Here is an 18,188-nt window from a genome sequence, read left to right as displayed (position 1 = left end):
CCCGTTCCGGGACTGTGCCCGGCGTCCGTCACATGGGATGGATGGGGGTTACGGGGCCGTGACCGGCAGGTCGTACCAGTCCGGCTTCGACTGCTCCCACAGGTTCTTGATGATGCGTTTGCCGGTGGGTCCGTCGACCAGCCCGGCCGAGACCAGCCAACGCCCCGCGGCCGTGACCTCCTTCAGAACCCGTCCTCCGCAGGTGCCGCAGAACGCCCGGCGCGAGGCGTCCGAGGACTGGTACCACACCAGCGCATCGGCCCCGGACAGTTCAACCTCTGTCTTAGGAACGGCCAGGAAGGCATTGAAATTGCCATGCATCTTCTGACAGTCGCCGCAGTGGCAGGCCAGCACGCCCACCGAGGCCGCCGGGATCGTCATCTGCACCTTGCCACAGTGGCATGATGCGTGAAGTGTCTCGCTCATCCGTCTCTCCCTTACTGGCCCGCGACCGCGGCGAAGGCCCAATCCCGTCCCTTGCCCCGCAGGATCGCCTGATTGATCCAGACCATCCCGAAGGGCTCGAGCAACCGCGCCTTGGCCAGTCCGCCCGCATCCAGCGGCTCGAACCCCAGGTCGCGCAGCAGGGCCATTGCCGCCTCCTTCGCCGCGGTATCGTCGCCCGCGACGAACTGCACCGGGCGGTGCGGCAGATGATCGTTCTTCGCCATGATCTCGGCGCCCACCTGGTTCAGCGTCTTCACGACGCGCGCGCCCGGCAGCCAGCCCTGCACCATCTCGGCCCCGCTGGTCGTGTGGCCGACCATCAACCCCAGCGCACCATCGACCATGCCCAAGGGGTTCATGCAGTCGATCACCACCTTGCCCGTCAGGTCCCCCAGAGCCCTGACCGCCGCTTCCGCAACGCGCCAGGGCAGCGCCAGAACCACAACATCGGCCCCCTTGGCAGCCTGATCCGGCGCAGCCACCGCCGCCCCCGTCGCCGCCGTCAGCGCGACGACCTCCGGCTTCGCGGGATCGCGGACGCCCAGCACCAGCTGATGGCCCTTTCCGGCCAACCCCCGCGTGATGGCCGCCCCGACGTTCCCCGCTCCGATGATCGCGACCCGCATCCGTCTTTCCTCTTGCTTCACTCTTGCGGCCACAGATATGCGGGCAGTGGCAGAAAAGAAAACGAATAGGCTTCATGTCTGACTTAAGTGAAACGCAACTCAGGCGGCTGGACCTGACCCTGCTCCTGGTCTTCCTTGGCCTCCTCCGGCACCGCAAGGCGCTGGACGTGGCGGGTGAGCTTGGGCTCACGCAGTCCGCGATCAGCCAGGCGCTCCGCCGCCTGCGCGATGTCTTTGGCGACCCCCTGTTCCTGCGCCGCCCGCACGGGATGGAGCCGACGGCGACCGCCCTTGCCCTGGAGCGCCCCGTCGCCGAGGCGGTCGAGGCGCTGCGCGGCGCGCTCGGCCAGGCCCGCGCCTTCGATCCGGCCGTGGCCAAGGGCGTGATCCGCATCGCGGCGCTGGACAGCCAGCAGGCCGGGCTGATCCCCGCGCTTGCCGCCCGCCTGCGCGACCGTGCCCCGGGCCTGACACTCTCGCTTCTGCCGCTTGGTCGCGCGGGTGCAGTCGAGGCGCTGGTCGAAGGCCGGATCACCCTGTTCCTCGGCCTCCTCCCCGACCCGCCCGAGACGATCCGTGCGCAGGCGCTCTACACCGAAACCTACCTCGTCGCGGGCCGCCCCGAGGCCCTGCCCGACGCGCCCCGGATCAGCCTTGACGCCTATTGCGCCGCCGACCACGTCCTCGTCTCGCCCGGCGGGGACCTGACCGGCATCATGGACCTGGAGCTTGAGCGGCAGGGCCGCAGCCGTCGGGTGATCCTGGGCCTGCCTGCCTTCCTGCCCGCATTGGCCGCCGTCCAGGCCTCGGGCGCGTTGGTCACCCTTCCCGGTCGCATCGCCACGGCCTTTGCCCCCGGCTTCGGCCTGGTGAAGGCCGAGCCGCCCCTGCCCCTGCGCAGCTTCGCCGTCTCGGCCTACTGGCACCGCCGCAACGATCACGACCCGCAGGTGCGCTGGCTGGTGGACGAGGCCGCAGCGGCGGGCGACGGCTGATCCTTAGGGGTTACCATGGTGAACAGGACCTGAATGCCTATGCCCAACCTCTTGGAATCCTTGCGGCCCCTGGGTTTGTCCTGTGCGGACAGCCGCCCTTGCACCCCCCCGGTCCCACCCTTATATTCACTCTTGATCGGGGCAACCCGGTCTATGGCGATAAACGCACCTGTAATAATCGGCTCGGACCCGGGGGCGGTACCCGGCGGCTCCACCAACACCCCGTTCGTTGCGGGAGGAGGGGGCCGAAATAGGATCGACGAACGACCAAAGAGGCCAGCTTTCGCTCGGTGAGGTACCACCGTTATCGGTCCATGATCACAGTTGCCAACGACAACCGTGCTCCGGTGGCGCTGGCCGCGTAAGCGGCTCGCAAGACCAAAACTAAGTCCTTGCGGTTAGCCCCGTAAGGCGGGGTTCGCAGGTACCTGGCAACAGAAACCTGCACCTTCCCTTTATCGCTCTTCGTTCGATCTCGCCTCCACATCGCATAAAGCGACGAGAACCGTAGGGCACGACGAGCGGCTTGCCAGACAGCACCTCTCGCCCGCATCCTTCCCCATGCTCCGCGCGGCCCTCCTCCTTTGCCTCACCGCCCAGCCCGCCGTTCCCTGCGAGACGGCGCTCCTCCTGTCCATCGACGTGTCCGGCTCCGTCGACGGTGGCGACTATCGCCTGCAGACCGAGGGCCTCGCCACCGCCCTGCAGGACCCCGAGGTCGCCGAAGCCCTTATCAGGGGCCAGGTCGCCCTTGCCGTCGTCCAGTGGTCGGGCGTCCCCGAACAGGCGCTGGTCTTGCCCTGGCAGCGCATGCTGACCGAAAGCGACGTCACCCGTTTCGCCGCCCGCGCTGCCGCCATCCCCCGCGCCTTCTCGGGTTCGGACACCGCGGTGGGCGAAGGTCTCCGCTTCGCCGCCGCCCAGTTCGCCGCCGTCCCCGACTGCAAACGCCGCGTGATCGACGTCTCGGGCGACGGGCAGGAAAACGCGGGCTTCACCGACGCCCGGGCGCGGGGCGAGGCGATGGACACGGGCATCCAGGTCAACGCCATCGCGATCGAAGAGCCAGGCCCAGCCTTCCCCATCACCACCTACTACCGCCGTTGGATCATCACGCCCGGTGGCTTTGTCGTCACCGCCCGGGGCTTGCAGGACTATGCCGAAACCCTGCGCCTGAAGCTTCTCCGCGAGCTCACGAAACCCGTCGGCTGACGCTTGACCTCGGCACCTGAACTGCCTACCCCTTCCCGCATGGGGTTCGCGTCCACCCCGTGAGGCCAAGGCCCAAGCGTCGCATCCCTGACCCTTTGACCAAGGATGCACCCCATGCCCCAATTCGGCACGATCACTCCCGCACAAGCCATGCGCCTTGTCGGCACCCCCGAAGCGCCCCTCATCCTCGATGTCCGCCTGCCCGAAGACCTGCAGGCCTTGCCGCGGCTTGTCCCCGGCGCACGCGTCGTTCCACACAGCGCCGTCGACACCCTGGCCGACCCGCCTGCCCGGGCCATCGTGGTCTGCATGAAAGGCCGCAAGCTGTCGGAAGGCGCGGCCGCCCTGTTGCGGACCAGAGGCTGGCAGGCCGAAGTCCTGGACGGCGGCGCCCTGGGCTGGGAGGCCGCAGGCCTGCCGATGCTTCCGCTCGACATCCTGCCCACCCGCGGCACCCCATGGGTCACCCGCCACCGCCCGAAGATCGACCGCATCGCCTGTCCATGGCTGATCCGCCGTTTCATCGACCCGACCGCCCGCTTCCTGTTCGTCGCCCCCTCCGAGGTCGAGGCTGTTGCCGACCGCTTCGGCGCCATCCCCTTCGACATCGAGGGGGTGACCTTCTCTCACCGGGGCGAGCGGTGCAGCTTCGACGCCCTGCTCGACGACTTCCAGCTGCACACCGAGGCGCTCGACCGGCTGGCCACCGTGGTCCGAGGCGCGGATACCGACCGGCACGATCTGGCCCCGCAGGCGGCAGGTCTTCTGGCCCTTTCCGTCGGACTGTCACGGATGTTTCGTGATGACCTGCAACAGCTTGGGGCCGGGCTGTCCCTGTATGACGCCCTTTACCGCTGGGCCCGCGACGGGCACGAAGAAGGCCACGACTGGCCCGCAGGACGCCCCGAATGACCGTGACGCCGCACCCGACCCTCTCTGATCTGACCCACACATTCGCCCGCATCGGCATCCTGTCCTTCGGCGGCCCCGCCGCGCAGATCGCGCTCATGCACCGGGTGATCCTCGAAGAACGCCGCTGGGTGGCCGAGGCGGACTACCTCCGCGCGCTTTCGTTCTGCATGCTGCTGCCTGGACCCGAGGCGATGCAGCTGGCCACCTGGATCGGCTGGCGACTGCACGGCGTGAAGGGTGGCCTCATCGCGGGCGGCCTTTTCGTCCTGCCCGGCGCGTTTGTGGTGCTGGCGCTCTGCCTGATCTACGCCGCTTTCGGACAGGTCCCGCTGATCGCTGCCCTGTTTACCGGCGTGCAGGCCGCCGTGATCGCCATCGTGATCGAGGCGCTGATCCGGGTCTCTAAACGGGCCCTGAAATCGCGCGAGGCCTACATCATCGCCATCGCCGCATTCCTTGGCCTCTTCGCGCTGGACCTGCCCTTCCCGGTCATCATCCTTGCCGCAGGCCTCTGGGGCTTCTTCCGCACCGCCAGCGCAACGCGCGACCCCGCCGCACCGGCTCCTCCCGCAGCCCTCGCCCAATCCCTGCGCGCCGCTGCCGTCTGGCTGGTCATCTGGCTCGCGCCCCTCGGCGCCCTGATCCTCGCCGCGCCCGGACGCCTCGCCGAAATCGGGATCTTCTTCTCGAAACTCGCCGTCCTCACCTTCGGCGGGGCCTATGCCGTCCTCGCCTGGATGGCGCAGGAGGTGGTTCAGGACAAGGGCTGGCTCACGCTCAAGCAGATGATGGACGGACTCGGCCTGGCCGAAACCACGCCCGGTCCGCTGATTCTGGTGAACGAATTCGTGGGCTTCATGGCCGCGCATCAGGCGGGCGGCTGGCAGCTTGGCCTCGCCGGGGCAGCGATCGCCGTCTGGATGACCTTCATCCCCTCGTTCCTGTTCATCTTCACCGGCGCGCCTTTCATCGACCGGCTGACCCATATGCCGCGCCTGTCCGGCGCATTGGCGGCGATCACCGCAGCGGTGGTGGGGGTGATCGCCAACCTCTCTCTATGGTTTGCCCTGCACGTCCTGTTCGCAAACCTGCCCGAACTGACGCTCGGCCCCCTGCGCCTTCTGGCCCCTGACCCGACCAGCCTGCGCCTGATCCCGGCGGCCATCGCACTTTTCGCCACCTATACCCTGTTGTGGCGGCACTGGTCGCTTGCCGCGGTGCTGGGGATTTCAGCACTCGCCTCGGCGGCAGCGGGTCTGCTTTAGGCCCCGGTGCAGATCGCAGGCATCCGCCCCTTCCCTTGGCCCCCGAATTGCCTATGCTGCAACTCAACCGCGAAAGGACGGCGCCCATGGCACGCAGTATCGACTATGGCAATCTCATGCACCGCGCGATGCGGGGCCTGATCCAGTCGGTGCTGACCGAGGTCGCCGAACACGGTCTGCCCGGGGCGCATCATTTCTTCATCACTTTCGACACCACGCATCCCGACGTGCAGATTGCCGATTGGCTGAAGGAACGCTACCCGACCGAGATGACCGTCGTCCTGCAGCATTGGTTCGAAAACCTGTCCGTCACCGATGAAGGCTTCAGCGTAACCCTGAACTTCGGCAACAATCCCGAGCCGATGGTGATTCCGTTCGACGCGCTGCGCACCTTTGTCGACCCCTCGGTCGAATTCGGCCTGCGGTTCGAAACCCAGGAGCAGGACGATGAGGATGAAGACGAAGAGCACATCGAGGTCGAGGAAGAGCCCGAACGGCAGGCGGCCGAAGTGGTTTCGCTCGACCAGTTCCGCAAGCATTGATGAGTGATCTTGCCCTCTTCCGTCGCCGGCTTCTGAAAAACCCGCGACAGGTCTCGGCCATTGCGCCGTCCTCGCGCACCCTTGCCCGGGCGATGACCCTGGGCCTTGGCCCGACCAGCGGCCCGGTGGTCGAATTCGGCCCCGGCACCGGCCGCTTCACCGAGGCGATCCTGGCCCGCGGTGTCCCGCCCGAAAACGTCACCCTGTTCGAACTGGACGAGGAATTCGTCGCCTACCTGCGGCAGAAGTTCCCCGGCGTGACCGTCCACCAGTTGCCCGCGCAAGAGGCCGCCCGCCTGGTGCCAGCGGGCGTCGCCACCGTCATCTCCGGCCTGCCGCTTCTGTCGATGCCGCCCGAAGTGCGCGAAGGGATCGTAAGTGCCGCCTTCGCCATCCTCGCCCCGCGCGGCCGCTACGTCCAGTTCACCTACGGTCCGCGCCCGCCCCTTCCGCCCGAGACGATCTCGGCCCTCGGCCTGACCGTCAACAAGGGCCACAAGGTCTGGGCCAACCTGCCACCCGCCACCGTCTACCGCTTCCGCCGCGCCTGACCCTGCGGCATTTGCGGCTTTCTCTCGGTATACCATTGCATGCCAATTGATTTCGCGGCCCCCGGGCGCTATGCGGGGCGCGAGAGCTTGCGAGGAGGCCCCGATGACCGCGACCCGTACCGAAACCGACAGCTTTGGCCCGCTTGAGGTTCCCGCCGACAAATACTGGGGCGCGCAGACCCAGCGGTCGATCATCAACTTCCCCATCGGCTGGGAACGCCAGCCCGTGCCGATCATCCGCGCCCTTGGCGTCATCAAGCGCGCCTGCGCGCAGGTGAACATGGCACAGGGCGACCTGTCCGCCGATCTGGGAAATGCCATCGTGGCCGCCGCGCAAGAGGTGATCGAGGGCAAGTTCGACGACAACTTCCCGCTGGTCGTCTGGCAGACGGGGTCCGGCACCCAGTCGAACATGAATGCGAACGAGGTGATCTCGAACCGCGCCATTGAAATGCTCGGCGGCGTGATGGGCTCCAAGAAACCCGTCCACCCGAACGACCATGTGAACATGGGCCAGTCCTCGAACGACACCTTCCCCACCGCGATGCATGTCGCCATCGGTATGCACACCCGCGACGTGCTGATCCCGGGGCTGGAAAAGCTGGCCAAGGCGCTCTGGGCGAAGTCCCACGAATTCAAGGACATCATCAAGATCGGTCGCACCCATACGCAGGATGCGACCCCCTTGACGCTGGGCCAGGAATTCTCCGGCTACGCCACCCAGGTCGACCGCGGGATCGAGCGGGTGAAGATGTGCCTTCCCCACATCTATGAACTCGCGCAAGGCGGCACCGCCGTCGGCACCGGCCTCAACACCCGCGTGGGCTTTGATGTCCGTGTCGCCGCCGAGATCGCAAAGATCACCAACCTCCCCTTCGTTACCGCCCCGAACAAGTTCGAGGCGCTGGCCGCGCATGACGCTATGGTCATGTTCTCGGGCGCCTTGAAGACCGTCGCCGGGTCGCTGTTCAAGATCGCGAACGACCTGCGTCTCCTTGGCTCCGGCCCCCGCTCGGGCCTGGGCGAGCTGATCCTGCCGGAAAACGAGCCCGGCTCCTCGATCATGCCGGGCAAGGTCAACCCGACCCAGGCCGAGGCGCTGACCATGGTCTGCGCGCATGTCATGGGCAACGACGCCGCCGTGGGCTTCGCCGGGTCGCAGGGGCACTTCGAGCTTAACGTCTACAACCCGATGATGTCCTACAACGTGCTGCAGTCGATCCAGCTTCTGGGCGATGCGGCGTCCAGCTTCACCGACAACATGGTGGTGGGCACTCAGGCCAACATCCCCCGGATCGAGAAGCTGATGAAGGAATCGCTGATGCTGGTGACGGCGCTTGCCCCCACCATCGGCTATGACAACGCCACGAAGGTCGCCAAGACCGCGCACAAGAACGGCACGACCCTGCGGGAAGAAGCCATCGCGCTTGGCTTCGTCGATGGTGAGACCTTCGACCGCATCGTCCGCCCGGAAGACATGGTCGGCCCCAGAGGTTGATTTGGGGGGCTGATGGGCGAGATCGTCAACCTTCGCACCGCAAAGAAACAGGCGGCCCGCAAGGCCGCTCGCTCGGAGGCGGATGCGAGTGCCGCGAAACACGGGCGGACCAAGGCGGAGCGGGAGTTGGAGAAAGCCCGGGCCCACAAGGCCACGCGCGAACTGGACGGCCACAAGCTCGAGACGGAGTAACCAGCTGTTAACCCTGCTTTGGCAGGGTTTCGGCAGGAGGTGCGCCGATGTCAGTCATGCCGGAATTTCTGTCGTCCGATCAGTGGATCTCGCATCTCTTTTCGTCGCAGGCCGCGCGGGAAGGCGGGGTCATTCGCCGGAAAGTGCGTGACGTAGAACGCTACGTCGGTCGCGGGCCATTCCTGGACGAAATGAAGCGACGTGGCTTCCCGGTGGTCGAGAACGCCGGACAGTTCGTGATCTTCTGCAATTGCGAGCCGATCCGCCGAGTCGCTTGAGCGATTTCTTCGAAGAAATCGCACCGGACCCTTTGAAGGGTCCGAACCGGAGTTTTCGAAAACTCCGGTGACAACGCCGATCGTTGCGCTACGGTCCCCCCATGACCACCCGCCCCGCCAAACACTCCCTGACCCTCCATGGCCACCGCACCAGCGTCTCGCTGGAACCCGAGTTCTGGGAGGCCTTCCGCTCCATCGCCGCCGAAACCGACACCCCCCTCAACGCCCTCGCCGCCGAAATCGACGCCGCGCGTCGCGGAGAGGAGGGCCTCGCCTCGGCCATCCGGGTCTTCTGCCTGAACCATTATCGAGGAACCTGAATGCGCGCCGCCGTCCTCCGCGCCTACCGCGAACCCCTGAGCTTGGAAACCGTCCCCGACCCGGTCTGCGAGCCCGACGGCGTCGTCCTGAAGACCCTCGCCTGCGGCATCTGTCGCAGCGACTGGCACGGCTGGGTGGGCGAACACCCCAAGGTCAAACCCGGCGACATCCCTGGCCACGAATACTGTGGCGAGGTCGTCGAGGCCGGACTGCTGGCCAAATGGCGCAAGGGCGACCGCGTCATTGCCCCCTTCATCCTCGCCTGCGGTGACTGCCCCGAATGCCGCTCGGGCCAGACCACCACCTGCCGCAGCCAGCGCGTCCCCGGCTTCGGCGACCGCGGGGCCTATGCCGAATATGTCGGCGTTCCGCATGCCCACAACCTGACGCGCCTGCCGGAAAGCCTCTCCGCCGCGCTCGCCGCCGGCCTTGGTTGCCGTGTCACCACCGCGTTCCATGCCCTGACCGGCCGCGCCGCCCTGCAAGCGGGCGAATGGCTCGCCGTCCACGGCACTGGCGGGATCGGACTCTCCTGCCTGCTGATCGGCAAGGCGCTTGGCGCACGGGTCATCGTGGTCGACGTCGTCCCAGAAAAACTCTCCCACGCCCTAAGCCTTGGTGCCGAAGCCGCGCTGGACGCCCGCGATGGCGACGTCGCTGCGAAAATCGTCGACCTGACCCAGGGTGGCGCCCATGTCAGCGTCGAGGCCCTTGGCATCGAAGTCACCGCCAACAATTCGTTGAAATGCCTGCGTCCCTTGGGCCGCCATGTCCAGGTCGGCCTGCCCGTCGGCCACACTGCGCAGATGCAGATCGACATGAACACGCTCTACATGCGCCAGCTCTCGGTCTTCGGCACAAGGGGCATGCCCGCCTGGCGCTACCCGTCGCTCCTCAGCCTGATCGAGACCGGCAGGATCGACGTCAGTCCCATCGTCGCGCGGACGGTCGCCTTGTCCCAAGCCACCGACGAACTGAAAGCCTTCGACGGCCCCACCGCCCCCGGCGTCGCGGTCATCACCGATTTCGCTGGCTAACCCGCCACGCGGGCCAGCGTCAGCGCCAAGTCCCCATAACCGGTGAAGCGCCGCTCATAGGCCAGCCCCAGCCGCCGGGCGCAGTCCTCGGCCTTCGCATCCAGCGCGGGGTCGTCCGTCTGCGCCTGATAGACCAGCTTGCGGTAATTGCCGAAATACATGTCCCGCAGCTCGGGGTGGCGGTCCAGACCCATCGGCTTCCAGACGAAGGCATCAAACTGCCGGACCAGAAAATCGGTCAGGTAGAAGGCGTCGAACTCGGTCTCGGCCCGCGCCGCAAAGACGGCATTGCCCTCGAAGAAGGCATAGCAGTGCGGGCCTTCGACCATCTCGACGCCCAGCCTGTCGCAGGCCGCCTGCAAGAGCCCCCCCGTCCCGCAATCGGCATAGACGACGAAGACCGTCTCATAGGCCCCGCGCGCCCCAGCGACAGCCTCTTCCACCGCAGGAATGATCTTGTCGGGCCAGAGATGCAGCTTCGCGGGCAGGCATTGCAGGTCCAGATGCGCCCAGCCATTCGCAGCCTTCAGCGCGAGGATCTCATGCGCCAAGGCCCCGCAGGCGATCAGCAGGATGCGGCCCACATGCGCCGGAGGCAGCCCGGTCTCGGAGAGGGTAAGGTCGTCGATCACCAGATTACCGGCTGACGCGGGTCCAGGTCAGGATCACGCTGGCCGAAATCGCCGCAAAGGCGAGCGCCGCGAAGGGGACGCCGGTCCACAGCGCCAGCCAGAGGGTCAATCCTGCCGCAAGGATCACGAGGGCGATCAAACCAAGGAAATGGGTCAAGGGCATAGGCTGCGTCTCCCTGACGTTCAATCTGCGCTTCGGGAGGGCGCAAGACAAGCCCCTCCCGAATCACAGGACCGTGTCACGCGAAATATCAGCCGTTCAGCTGGTTGTGCTTGCGGGCGACCCAGGCCTTGGCGGTTTCCACGGCCACAGCCGCATCCCGGCAATAGGCGTCAGCGCCGATCGCCTTGCCGAATTCCTCGTTCAGCGGCGCACCACCGACCAGCACGATGTAGTCCTCGCGCAGGCCCTTTTCCTTCATCGTGTCGATCACGACCTTCATGTAGGGCATGGTCGTGGTCAGCAGCGCCGACATCCCCAGGATATCCGGCTGCTCCTTCTCCAGCGCATCCAGATACTTCTCGACCGCGTTGTTGATCCCCAGGTCCACGACCTCGAAGCCCGCGCCTTCCATCATCATCGCGACAAGGTTCTTGCCGATGTCGTGGATGTCGCCCTTCACCGTGCCGATCACCATCTTGCCCATGCGCGGCGCGCCGGTTTCAGCCAGCAACGGCTTCAGGATCGCCATCCCTGCCTTCATCGCGTTCGCGGCCAGCAGGACCTCGGGGACGAACAGGATCCCGTCGCGGAAGTCGGCACCGACGATGGTCATGCCCGCAACCAGCGCCTTGGTCAGCACGTCATAGGGAGCCCAGCCGCGCTCGATCAGGATGTTGACGCCCTCTTCGATCTCTTCCTTGAGACCGTCGTACAGGTCGTCATGCATCTGCAGCACAAGCTCGTCATCCGACAGTTCGGACAGGATGATCTCGTCGTCGTCAGCCATCGGGCGCGCTCCAAGCGGAAGGGTTTGGCATGGTGATGGTCGCAAAGCGACGTACCCACTATTCGCCAAGCGACATACACCGGATGAAAGCCGACAGAAAGCCGCCGCGAACCGGAAAGTTGTGGCCAATGTTCCCGTTTGGTTCTAAACTTCGACCATGACCCGAAACCCCAGCCTTCTTCCCGGCCAGCGTTTGCGGGCGCGGGGGGCCGACACGAACCGCGCCGGCCGGTTCGAGGCGACCGACCGCGAGGCCTTCGATGACGGCTGGGACCTGCCCGAGGAAGAGCGTCTGGTCGCAACCGAAGTTCGAATCGAACGTCCCCGCTCGGCCCTGAGTTACAACCGCTCGCCCGACCTGCCCTTCGACCGCTCGATCAATCCCTACCGGGGCTGCGAACACGGCTGCATCTACTGCTATGCCCGTCCGACCCACGCTTACCTGAACATGTCGCCCGGCCTCGACTTCGAAACCCGCCTCATAGCCCGCCCCGGCATCGCCGAGGTGCTGGACACCGAACTGCGCAAGCCCGGCTACCGCGTCGCCCCGATCGCCGTCGGCACCAACACCGACCCCTACCAGCCGGTCGAACGCGACCACGGGATCATGCGTGACATCCTCTCGGTCCTCTTGGCCTTCCGCCACCCGGTCTGGATCACCACCCGCGGCACCACGATCGAACGCGACATCGACCTGATCGCACCGATGGCCGCGCAGGGCCTCGCTTCCGCCTCGATCAGCGTCACGACCCTCGACGCGGACCTCGCCCGCAGGATGGAACCTCGCGCGCCCTCCCCGCGACGACGGCTGCAGATCATCCAACGGCTGGCGCAGGCGGGCATTCCCGTGCGCATCCAGGTCTCGCCCCTGATTCCGGCGCTGACCGATCATGAGCTTGAGGCGGTCATGCAGGCCGGTCGCGACGCCGGGGCCACGGCGGCCAACAGCATCCCCCTGCGCCTGCCGCTGGAGGTATCTGGCCTCTTTCGCGACTGGCTGGAGGCGACGGTCCCCGACCGGGCAGCCCGAGTCATGGGAAGGGTGCGCGAATTGCACGGCGGGCGCGACTATGACCCGGAGTTCGGCACCCGGATGCGCGGCCAAGGCCTCTGGGCCGAGCTGATCCACCGCCGCGCCGATCTTGCTCGCAAGCGGCTGGGGCTGGGCGAGGGTCTGCCTGCACTGCGAACCGACCTGTTTGCCGCACCACCAAAGCCGGGCGACCAGTTGACGCTGTTCTGACCCGACGCGCCCGGGCGCAAAACTTTTCGAAAAGTTTTGCCAAAATCCTTTGATGGATTTTGCACCCGGCCTCAGCCGTCGCGCCCGATCCCGCCCAGATGCGTGTCCTGAAACCCCGACGTCAGTTTCAGCCCGTAGCCCAGCATCCGGTCAAATCCGGCATGGGCGAGCCACAGAAACCCAAGCGTCGTGATCCAGGGCTGATCGGTCAGGGCTCCCAGTGCCATGACGATCAGGCCGAAGCCGTACAAGTGCAACGCATTGTAGACCGCAGCGCCCACTTTCGGGCCAGCCAGATAGGCCGCAAAGGACAAGTCGGGCGCGAAGAAGACGATCAGCGCCAGCCACCAGACCATCGGCTGCCAATCCAGCGTCAGGATCGCCAGCGCCCCCAGAAAGACCAGCGCGCCCTCGGCCCTTTGCCAGAGGATCGCGCCGGACATCAGCCCCGCCGCCCGCGACGCTCGCGGCGCCCTGCGCCCGCGTCATCGCCGGTCCCGTCCGAGGCCGAGGAGAACCCGCCGAGTTTCGCCTGGATCACTTCAAGCGAGGGGCGGTTGCCCTTGGGGCGGCTTTCCAGCGCCACCCGCATCGCGCGCAGGTGTTCCGGCATCGTGCCGCAGCAGCCGCCGATGATCCGCACGCCCGAATCCCGTGCCATCACCGCATATTCCGCCATCAGTTCCGGCGTGCCGTCGTAATGGATGTGACCGTCGTGATACTTCGGGATGCCCGCGTTGCCCTTGGCGATGATTGGCCGTTCCGTGCCCGTGGCCGCAAAGCCGAGCACCGTCCGCATCAGGTCCGAGGCCCCCACCCCGCAGTTCGCGCCAAAGGCGATGGGCGGGTTGATCAGCCGTTCCACCATGTCGGCCATCGCCGCCGAGGTCATGCCCATCATCGTCCGGCCCGCCGTGTCAAAGCTCATCGTGCCGCACCAGGGCATGTCGGCCCGCAGCGCCGCATCCGCCGCCGCGCGGTACTCCTCGGGGGCCGAGATCGTCTCGACCCAGAGGACATCCGCGCCGCCTGCTTTCAGCGCCTCGGCCTGTTCATGGAAAATCTCCACCGCCAGCGCATGGGTCAGCGTCCCCATCGGCTCGAAGATCTCGCCCGTCGGGCCCATCGAGCCCGCAACGACCACCGGCCGACCGGCCTTGTCGGCGATCTCACGCCCCAGTTCCGCGCCGATCCGGTTCAACTCGCCCACGCGACCTTGCGCATTGTGCAGCTTCAGCCGCGCGGCATTGCCGCCGAAGGTGTTGGTCAGGAACAGGTCCGACCCCGCCGCGACAGCATCGCCGTACAGCTTGAGGATGTTCTCGGGCTTCTCGACGTTCCAGAATTCCGGCGGCTCGCCCGAGGACAGGCCCATGTTGAACAGGTTGGTCCCCGTGGCCCCGTCCGCCATGATCCAGTCGCGCTTTTCAAGCATCCGGGTCAGTGCGTCGGTCATGTCGGGTATCCTTCGGGCTTGAGTGTCCCCCTCCCTCTGCCATGGGTCGCGGCGATAGGCAAATTCATATTCCTCATCTTGTCCCGCGGTTCGGTTCATGTCGGCAAGAGCTTGCGGACGGCAGACCCGGCGTCAAGTTCCTGTCCCGATTGGGCCAGCGGCGACCGTCAGGTCCCGGTCACCGGAAGCGATGGCCGCTTCCGTGGCCTTCATTTGTACGACAGCCCAAGGTGCACCGGCACGGCTGGCAACCCGGACGCTTCTGTTGCGCCAAAACAAAAAGCGCGGCCCCGACGGACCGCGCCAACTCTCATTCATCCTTGATGGGATCAGAACTCGCCCAGAAGCTGCGCCTTGGCCACCGGCATCAGCTCCTTCATCTTGGCGCGGATCTCGTCGGCGCTGGCCTTGCCCGCGAGATCGGCCACGACCTTGCGCACCACATCCTCGTCGCCCGCTTCCTCGAAGTCGGCACTGACGACCTCGATGGCATATTCCGCCGCCGCCTCGTCCGTTTTGCCCATCAGGCCCGCGGCCCACAACCCAAGCAGCTTGTTGCGCCGCGCCTCGGCGCGGAACTGCATTTCGCTGTCATGGGCGAACTTGGCCTCGAAGGCATTTTCGCGATCGTCGAACGTGGTCATGGGCTCCCCCGACTGGTCTGGCGTTTCATCCCATATGCCCATCCCGCCCCGTCCCTGCAAGCCCCCTTCGGGTGCGCAGGCGGCTCGCGCCTTGCGGGTATTGGCCCCTTGGACTATAGGCCTTTTAAAGCGGCTTGAAGGATCGCCCTTCCGCCCATACCCCCGGATGAAGTGAACCATGGCACGGCGCAAGAAGGTCTACGAAGGCAAGGCCAAGATCCTCTACGAAGGCCCCGAGCCCGGGACCCTGGTCCAGTACTTCAAGGATGACAGCAGCTCTTCGGTCGCCGTCCCCTCGACGCTGGAGGGCAAGGGCGTCCTGAACAACCGCCTGTCCGAATTCTTCATGTCCGGCCTGAACCAGATCGGCGTGCCGACCCATTTCATCCGGCGCCTGAACATGCGCGAACAGCTGGTCCGGATGGCCGAGATCATCCCGCTGGAAATCGTGGTGCGCAACTTTGCCGCAGGCCCGCTGACCGCCCGGCTCGGCATCCCCGAGGGCACGCAGCTGCCGCGGCCCATCGTCGAATACTACTTCAAGGACGGCAAGCTGAACCTGCCCCTCGTGGCCGAGGAACATATCGTCGCTTTCGGCTGGGCCAATCAGCAGGACCTCGACGACATCGTGGCGCTGTCGCTGCGGGTCAACGACTTCCTGTCCGGCGTGATGATGGGCGTCGGCATCCGGCTCGCCGATTTCCGGATCGAGGTCGGCCGGATATGGGAAGGCGACTTCATGCGCCTGATCGTCGCGGACGAGATCAGCCCGGACAGCTGCCGGCTCTGGGACATGCGCCAGCCCGAACGGCCCGACGGCACGATCCCCGACCCCCAGCCGATGGGCGACGTCTATACCGAGCTTGCCCGCCGTCTGGGCGTCCTGCCGACGAACATCACCCACACGATGAAGCCGACGCTGATCAACTGAAGCCCATGCACAGCCCGGACGCCCAAAATTCTTCGCCGAAGAATCTTGGCCGCCTTGCCCCGCGCCCGCCCCTTCGCTAATGACCGGGCATCCCGCAACCCGGAGGCCCCCGATGAAAGCCCGCGTCACCGTCATGCTCAAATCCGGCGTCCTCGATCCGCAGGGTGAGGCCGTCCGGCATGCACTTGGATCGCTGGGCTTTGCGGGCGTCAATGGCGTGCGGCAGGGCAAGGTGATCGAGCTGGACCTGGCCGAGACCGACACCGCGAAGGCCGAGACCGCCGTCAAGGCGATGTGCGACAAGCTGCTGGCGAACACGGTGATCGAAAGCTACCGGGTCGAACTGCTCTGACCGGGCGGTGGGCGGATCGCCCACCCTACGCTACCGCGCGAAAACGGCAGCTGACCTTCAGGCCCCGGCCCTCGGCCAAGGGATCGAACCGGCAGGTCGCGCCGAACAATCCGGCAATCTCGGCCACGATGGCCAGACCCAGCCCCGACCCGCCCGCCTGCGGCGACATCCGCTGCGGCATCGCACCGGCGCGCAATTCGGCCAACCTTTCGGCAGGCAGGCCCGGCCCATTGTCCTCGACCTCAAGGACCACGCCGTCGGCCTCGGGCCTGACCCGGACCGTGACCACCGCGCCTGACCCGGCATAGGCCACGGCATTGTCGATCAGATTGCGCAGAAGTTCCGCCGCCAGCACCGGCTCGGCCAGCGCCTCGGCCCGGTCGGCCCCGTCGTACCCCAGATCGATCCCCCGGGTATCGGCCCGCGGCAGGGCTTCGGCGGCAAGGTCCCGCGCCAGCGCCGCCAGATCGACCGGGCCCAGCGCCAGCCCCGTCGCCGCCGCATCGACCCTCGCCAGCGCCAGCAGCTGCGCCAGCACCCGCTCGGCCCGGACCAGCGCCTGATCTGCCTTGTCCAGCGCCGCCTCGCCCTGCGCCGCATCCCCCGCCCGCCGCGCGAGCGCCAGTTGGGTGCGCAAGGTGGCCAAGGGCGTGCGCAACTGATGGCTCGCGTTGCCGGTAAAGTGCCTCAGCGCCGCCACCGCGTCCTCCAGCCGCCCCATGAAGCTGTTCACCGCCCCGGCCAGGGGTGCTGCCTCCAGCGGCACTACCTCACGGATCGGGCGCAGGTCGTCGGGCGTGCGCTCGGCAATTGCCGCCCCCAGCCGGTCCAGCGGGCGGAAGGCCAGCGTCACCGCCACCCAGACCAAGGCAATGGTGCACAGCATCAACGCGAGGATCCGCAGCGCCGAGCGGATCAGGATCGTCCGCGCCAGTTCCGACCGCGCCAGCGTCGATTCGGCCACCGTCACCGTGAAGGCGACCGATTCGGACCCGGTCGACACCCGCCGCAACAGCGTCGCCGACCGGATCGGCACCTCACCATAGCGCCCGTCGGCAAAGCCGATCCCCTCCTCGTCCAGGGGCACCAGCGCCAGGTCCTCATACCCCGTCAGGAACTGCCCCGCCGGAGCATCGACCCGGTAGAACACCTGATCCTCGGCGGCAGAGGCCAGCATCTCCAGCGCGGCAAACGGGATGTCGACCTCCAGCCCGCCGCCTTCGTCCACTGTCACCCGTTCCGCAATCGCCAGGGCCGAGCCTTCCAGCACCCGGTCCGACAACCCCCGCGCCGTCGCCACCGCCTCGCGCCAGGTGTCGGCCAGGGCGATCACGCCCAAGGCCGCCGTGGCCAGGCTCAGCCAAAGGATCAGCCGCCGCCGCAAGGAATAGCCGGTCACGCCACCACCTTCATTGGGCCTCCGCCGGCTTTTCCAGCATATAGCCCAGCCCCCGCACCGTCCGCAGCACCAGCCCGTAAGGCGCGATCCGCCGCCGCAGCCGCGAGGCATACTGCTCGATCGCATTGTCCGACAACAGGTCATCCAGACTGGTCAGCGATTGCACGATCGCCTCTTTCGCGACCACCTTCCCCGCCCGCTGGAAGAACAACTCCAACAGCGCGCGTTCCCGGGGCGGCAGGTCCAGCACCGCTCCCTCCGCGCTGAACTGGCGGGTGGTCAGGTCCAGTTCCAGCCCCCCCAGCCGCACGACCGACGACTTCAGCCCTGCCTGCCGCCGCAACAGGGACCGCACCCGCGCCTCGAACTCGCGCACGTCGAAGGGCTTGGAGAGATAATCATCCGCCCCCAGGTCCAGCCCCCGCACCCGCTCTTCCGCCGTGCCCCGCGCCGTCAGGATCATCACTGCTGGCGACGGCTGCCGCGCCCGGATGCGCTTCAACAGGCTCAGGCCATCCAGCCCCGGCAGGTTCAGGTCCAGGATCACCAGCTCGAACTGCTCGGCCAGCAGCAGCGCCTCGGCCCCCAGCCCGTCATGCACGCAATCGACCGCATGCCCCGACCCCGCCAGCAGCGCGGTCAGCGCCTCGGCCAAAGGCAGATCATCCTCGACAAGCAGCAGACGCATCGCTTCCCCCTTTGGCC

General features: G+C 66.8%; 24 protein-coding genes and 1 other RNA gene. 15 read left to right on the top strand and 10 right to left on the bottom strand.

Annotated elements, in window-relative coordinates:
- Positions 1-48: 48 nt before the first annotated feature.
- Together E8M84_RS08945 and E8M84_RS08940 are read right to left on the bottom strand one after the other, a co-directional pair.
- A complete protein-coding gene (locus E8M84_RS08945; RefSeq protein ID WP_137110766.1) occupies positions 49-426 on the bottom strand; it encodes a GFA family protein in 378 nt (125 codons plus the stop codon).
- 11 nt (positions 427-437) lie between these two features.
- Positions 438-1,073: an NAD(P)-binding domain-containing protein gene (locus tag E8M84_RS08940; RefSeq protein WP_137110765.1), complete on the bottom strand. Its 636-nt coding sequence runs from the start codon at positions 1,071-1,073 to the stop codon at positions 438-440.
- A gap of 74 nt (positions 1,074-1,147) precedes the next feature.
- Here E8M84_RS08940 and E8M84_RS08935 point away from each other — a divergent pair, with 74 nt between their 5' ends.
- The 12 genes from E8M84_RS08935 to E8M84_RS08880 all read left to right on the top strand — a co-directional run bounded on the left by E8M84_RS08935 (position 1,148) and on the right by E8M84_RS08880 (position 9,876).
- The gene (locus tag E8M84_RS08935) at positions 1,148-2,068 is read left to right on the top strand and encodes a LysR family transcriptional regulator (RefSeq protein ID WP_137110764.1); all 921 of its coding nucleotides are present in this window, start codon (positions 1,148-1,150) and stop codon (positions 2,066-2,068) included.
- A gap of 94 nt (positions 2,069-2,162) precedes the next feature.
- Positions 2,163-2,517, top strand: a transfer-messenger RNA (tmRNA) gene (ssrA, locus tag E8M84_RS08930).
- Between the two features lie 112 nt (positions 2,518-2,629).
- The gene (locus E8M84_RS08925; RefSeq protein WP_137110763.1) at positions 2,630-3,280 is read left to right on the top strand and encodes a DUF1194 domain-containing protein; all 651 of its coding nucleotides are present in this window, start codon (positions 2,630-2,632) and stop codon (positions 3,278-3,280) included.
- A 114-nt stretch (positions 3,281-3,394) separates the two neighbouring features.
- A complete protein-coding gene (locus E8M84_RS08920) occupies positions 3,395-4,192 on the top strand; it encodes a sulfurtransferase/chromate resistance protein (protein WP_137110762.1) in 798 nt (265 codons plus the stop codon).
- Positions 4,189-5,457 (top strand): chromate efflux transporter, encoded by a 1,269-nt coding sequence (gene chrA, locus E8M84_RS08915; protein ID WP_137110761.1) that lies wholly within the window; start codon positions 4,189-4,191, stop codon positions 5,455-5,457. The genes E8M84_RS08920 and chrA overlap by 4 nt, the downstream gene beginning before the upstream one ends.
- Positions 5,458-5,543: 86 nt before the next feature.
- Entirely contained in the window at positions 5,544-5,999 is a 456-nt protein-coding gene (locus E8M84_RS08910) for an SspB family protein (protein WP_137110760.1), read from the top strand.
- Positions 5,999-6,550 carry a class I SAM-dependent methyltransferase gene (locus E8M84_RS08905; protein ID WP_137110759.1) on the top strand — a complete coding sequence of 184 codons (552 nt, stop codon included), beginning with the start codon at positions 5,999-6,001 and terminating at the stop codon, positions 6,548-6,550. Before E8M84_RS08910 ends, E8M84_RS08905 begins: the two co-directional genes overlap by 1 nt.
- Before the next feature lie 103 nt (positions 6,551-6,653).
- Positions 6,654-8,048, top strand: a complete 1,395-nt coding sequence (fumC, locus tag E8M84_RS08900; RefSeq protein WP_137110758.1) for a class II fumarate hydratase — start codon at positions 6,654-6,656, stop codon at positions 8,046-8,048.
- 12 nt (positions 8,049-8,060) lie between these two features.
- Complete coding sequence (locus E8M84_RS08895) at positions 8,061-8,240, top strand: DUF4169 family protein (protein ID WP_137110757.1); 180 nt, start codon at positions 8,061-8,063, stop codon at positions 8,238-8,240.
- A gap of 47 nt (positions 8,241-8,287) precedes the next feature.
- A complete protein-coding gene (locus E8M84_RS08890; RefSeq protein WP_137110756.1) occupies positions 8,288-8,518 on the top strand; it encodes an N-(5'-phosphoribosyl)anthranilate isomerase in 231 nt (76 codons plus the stop codon).
- A 101-nt stretch (positions 8,519-8,619) separates the two neighbouring features.
- Complete coding sequence (locus tag E8M84_RS08885) at positions 8,620-8,838, top strand: ribbon-helix-helix domain-containing protein (RefSeq protein WP_137110755.1); 219 nt, start codon at positions 8,620-8,622, stop codon at positions 8,836-8,838.
- A complete protein-coding gene (locus tag E8M84_RS08880) occupies positions 8,839-9,876 on the top strand; it encodes a zinc-dependent alcohol dehydrogenase family protein (protein WP_137110754.1) in 1,038 nt (345 codons plus the stop codon).
- On the opposite strand, the gene E8M84_RS08875 is transcribed toward E8M84_RS08880, so the two are convergent.
- From E8M84_RS08875 to E8M84_RS08870, 3 genes are all read right to left on the bottom strand, one after another.
- Positions 9,873-10,511 (bottom strand): DUF1638 domain-containing protein, encoded by a 639-nt coding sequence (locus E8M84_RS08875; protein ID WP_137110753.1) that lies wholly within the window; start codon positions 10,509-10,511, stop codon positions 9,873-9,875. The two genes, E8M84_RS08880 and E8M84_RS08875, sit on opposite strands and share 4 nt — an antisense overlap.
- A 1-nt stretch (position 10,512) precedes the next feature.
- Positions 10,513-10,671, bottom strand: a complete 159-nt coding sequence (locus E8M84_RS21420; protein WP_170971879.1) for a hypothetical protein — start codon at positions 10,669-10,671, stop codon at positions 10,513-10,515.
- An 88-nt stretch (positions 10,672-10,759) separates the two neighbouring features.
- Positions 10,760-11,458 (bottom strand): B12-binding domain-containing protein, encoded by a 699-nt coding sequence (locus E8M84_RS08870; RefSeq protein ID WP_137110752.1) that lies wholly within the window; start codon positions 11,456-11,458, stop codon positions 10,760-10,762.
- Positions 11,459-11,615: 157 nt separating this feature from the next.
- Here E8M84_RS08870 and E8M84_RS08865 point away from each other — a divergent pair, with 157 nt between their 5' ends.
- The gene (locus E8M84_RS08865) at positions 11,616-12,701 is read left to right on the top strand and encodes a PA0069 family radical SAM protein (protein WP_137110751.1); all 1,086 of its coding nucleotides are present in this window, start codon (positions 11,616-11,618) and stop codon (positions 12,699-12,701) included.
- Positions 12,702-12,772: 71 nt separating this feature from the next.
- On the opposite strand, the gene E8M84_RS08860 is transcribed toward E8M84_RS08865, so the two are convergent.
- From E8M84_RS08860 to E8M84_RS08850, 3 genes are all read right to left on the bottom strand, one after another.
- Complete coding sequence (locus E8M84_RS08860) at positions 12,773-13,144, bottom strand: DUF4260 domain-containing protein (protein ID WP_137110750.1); 372 nt, start codon at positions 13,142-13,144, stop codon at positions 12,773-12,775.
- Complete coding sequence (gene bmt / locus E8M84_RS08855; RefSeq protein WP_137110749.1) at positions 13,144-14,157, bottom strand: betaine--homocysteine S-methyltransferase; 1,014 nt, start codon at positions 14,155-14,157, stop codon at positions 13,144-13,146. Before bmt ends, E8M84_RS08860 begins: the two co-directional genes overlap by 1 nt.
- 329 nt (positions 14,158-14,486) lie before the next feature.
- On the bottom strand, positions 14,487-14,801 hold the full coding sequence (locus tag E8M84_RS08850; protein ID WP_137110748.1) for a DUF1476 domain-containing protein: 315 nt from the start codon (positions 14,799-14,801) through the stop codon (positions 14,487-14,489).
- Between the two features lie 178 nt (positions 14,802-14,979).
- Here E8M84_RS08850 and E8M84_RS08845 point away from each other — a divergent pair, with 178 nt between their 5' ends.
- Positions 14,980-15,732 (top strand): phosphoribosylaminoimidazolesuccinocarboxamide synthase, encoded by a 753-nt coding sequence (locus E8M84_RS08845; protein WP_137110747.1) that lies wholly within the window; start codon positions 14,980-14,982, stop codon positions 15,730-15,732.
- A 112-nt stretch (positions 15,733-15,844) separates the two neighbouring features.
- Positions 15,845-16,084 (top strand): phosphoribosylformylglycinamidine synthase subunit PurS, encoded by a 240-nt coding sequence (gene purS / locus E8M84_RS08840; protein WP_137110746.1) that lies wholly within the window; start codon positions 15,845-15,847, stop codon positions 16,082-16,084.
- Positions 16,085-16,109: 25 nt separating this feature from the next.
- On the opposite strand, the gene E8M84_RS08835 is transcribed toward purS, so the two are convergent.
- Together E8M84_RS08835 and E8M84_RS08830 are read right to left on the bottom strand one after the other, a co-directional pair.
- On the bottom strand, positions 16,110-17,483 hold the full coding sequence (locus E8M84_RS08835; protein ID WP_205914567.1) for a sensor histidine kinase: 1,374 nt from the start codon (positions 17,481-17,483) through the stop codon (positions 16,110-16,112).
- Between the two features lie 10 nt (positions 17,484-17,493).
- Entirely contained in the window at positions 17,494-18,171 is a 678-nt protein-coding gene (locus E8M84_RS08830; RefSeq protein ID WP_137110744.1) for a response regulator transcription factor, read from the bottom strand.
- Positions 18,172-18,188 lie beyond the last annotated feature (17 nt).

It is taken from the genome of Rhodobacter sp. SY28-1 (assembly GCF_005222785.1).
Taxonomy (GTDB): domain Bacteria; phylum Pseudomonadota; class Alphaproteobacteria; order Rhodobacterales; family Rhodobacteraceae; genus Tabrizicola.
The sequence above is the reverse complement of the archived record's forward strand: the minus strand, read 5'-3'. Positions and strand labels throughout refer to the sequence as shown.

Coding starts and splice junctions, on each gene's coding strand:
- E8M84_RS08905 (WP_137110759.1), top strand. CDS start 5,999: ATGAGTGATCTTGCCCTCTTCCGTCGCCGGCTTCTGAAAAACCCGCGA.
- E8M84_RS08830 (WP_137110744.1), bottom strand. CDS start 18,171: ATGCGTCTGCTGCTTGTCGAGGATGATCTGCCTTTGGCCGAGGCGCTG.
- E8M84_RS08865 (WP_137110751.1), top strand. CDS start 11,616: ATGACCCGAAACCCCAGCCTTCTTCCCGGCCAGCGTTTGCGGGCGCGG.
- E8M84_RS08850 (WP_137110748.1), bottom strand. CDS start 14,801: ATGACCACGTTCGACGATCGCGAAAATGCCTTCGAGGCCAAGTTCGCC.
- E8M84_RS08945 (WP_137110766.1), bottom strand. CDS start 426: ATGAGCGAGACACTTCACGCATCATGCCACTGTGGCAAGGTGCAGATG.
- E8M84_RS08870 (WP_137110752.1), bottom strand. CDS start 11,458: ATGGCTGACGACGACGAGATCATCCTGTCCGAACTGTCGGATGACGAG.
- purS (WP_137110746.1), top strand. CDS start 15,845: ATGAAAGCCCGCGTCACCGTCATGCTCAAATCCGGCGTCCTCGATCCG.
- E8M84_RS08895 (WP_137110757.1), top strand. CDS start 8,061: ATGGGCGAGATCGTCAACCTTCGCACCGCAAAGAAACAGGCGGCCCGC.
- E8M84_RS08885 (WP_137110755.1), top strand. CDS start 8,620: ATGACCACCCGCCCCGCCAAACACTCCCTGACCCTCCATGGCCACCGC.
- chrA (WP_137110761.1), top strand. CDS start 4,189: ATGACCGTGACGCCGCACCCGACCCTCTCTGATCTGACCCACACATTC.
- E8M84_RS08880 (WP_137110754.1), top strand. CDS start 8,839: ATGCGCGCCGCCGTCCTCCGCGCCTACCGCGAACCCCTGAGCTTGGAA.
- bmt (WP_137110749.1), bottom strand. CDS start 14,157: ATGACCGACGCACTGACCCGGATGCTTGAAAAGCGCGACTGGATCATG.
- E8M84_RS08925 (WP_137110763.1), top strand. CDS start 2,630: ATGCTCCGCGCGGCCCTCCTCCTTTGCCTCACCGCCCAGCCCGCCGTT.
- E8M84_RS08890 (WP_137110756.1), top strand. CDS start 8,288: ATGTCAGTCATGCCGGAATTTCTGTCGTCCGATCAGTGGATCTCGCAT.
- fumC (WP_137110758.1), top strand. CDS start 6,654: ATGACCGCGACCCGTACCGAAACCGACAGCTTTGGCCCGCTTGAGGTT.
- E8M84_RS08910 (WP_137110760.1), top strand. CDS start 5,544: ATGGCACGCAGTATCGACTATGGCAATCTCATGCACCGCGCGATGCGG.
- E8M84_RS08935 (WP_137110764.1), top strand. CDS start 1,148: ATGTCTGACTTAAGTGAAACGCAACTCAGGCGGCTGGACCTGACCCTG.
- E8M84_RS08920 (WP_137110762.1), top strand. CDS start 3,395: ATGCCCCAATTCGGCACGATCACTCCCGCACAAGCCATGCGCCTTGTC.
- E8M84_RS08940 (WP_137110765.1), bottom strand. CDS start 1,073: ATGCGGGTCGCGATCATCGGAGCGGGGAACGTCGGGGCGGCCATCACG.
- E8M84_RS21420 (WP_170971879.1), bottom strand. CDS start 10,671: ATGCCCTTGACCCATTTCCTTGGTTTGATCGCCCTCGTGATCCTTGCG.
- E8M84_RS08845 (WP_137110747.1), top strand. CDS start 14,980: ATGGCACGGCGCAAGAAGGTCTACGAAGGCAAGGCCAAGATCCTCTAC.
- E8M84_RS08860 (WP_137110750.1), bottom strand. CDS start 13,144: ATGTCCGGCGCGATCCTCTGGCAAAGGGCCGAGGGCGCGCTGGTCTTT.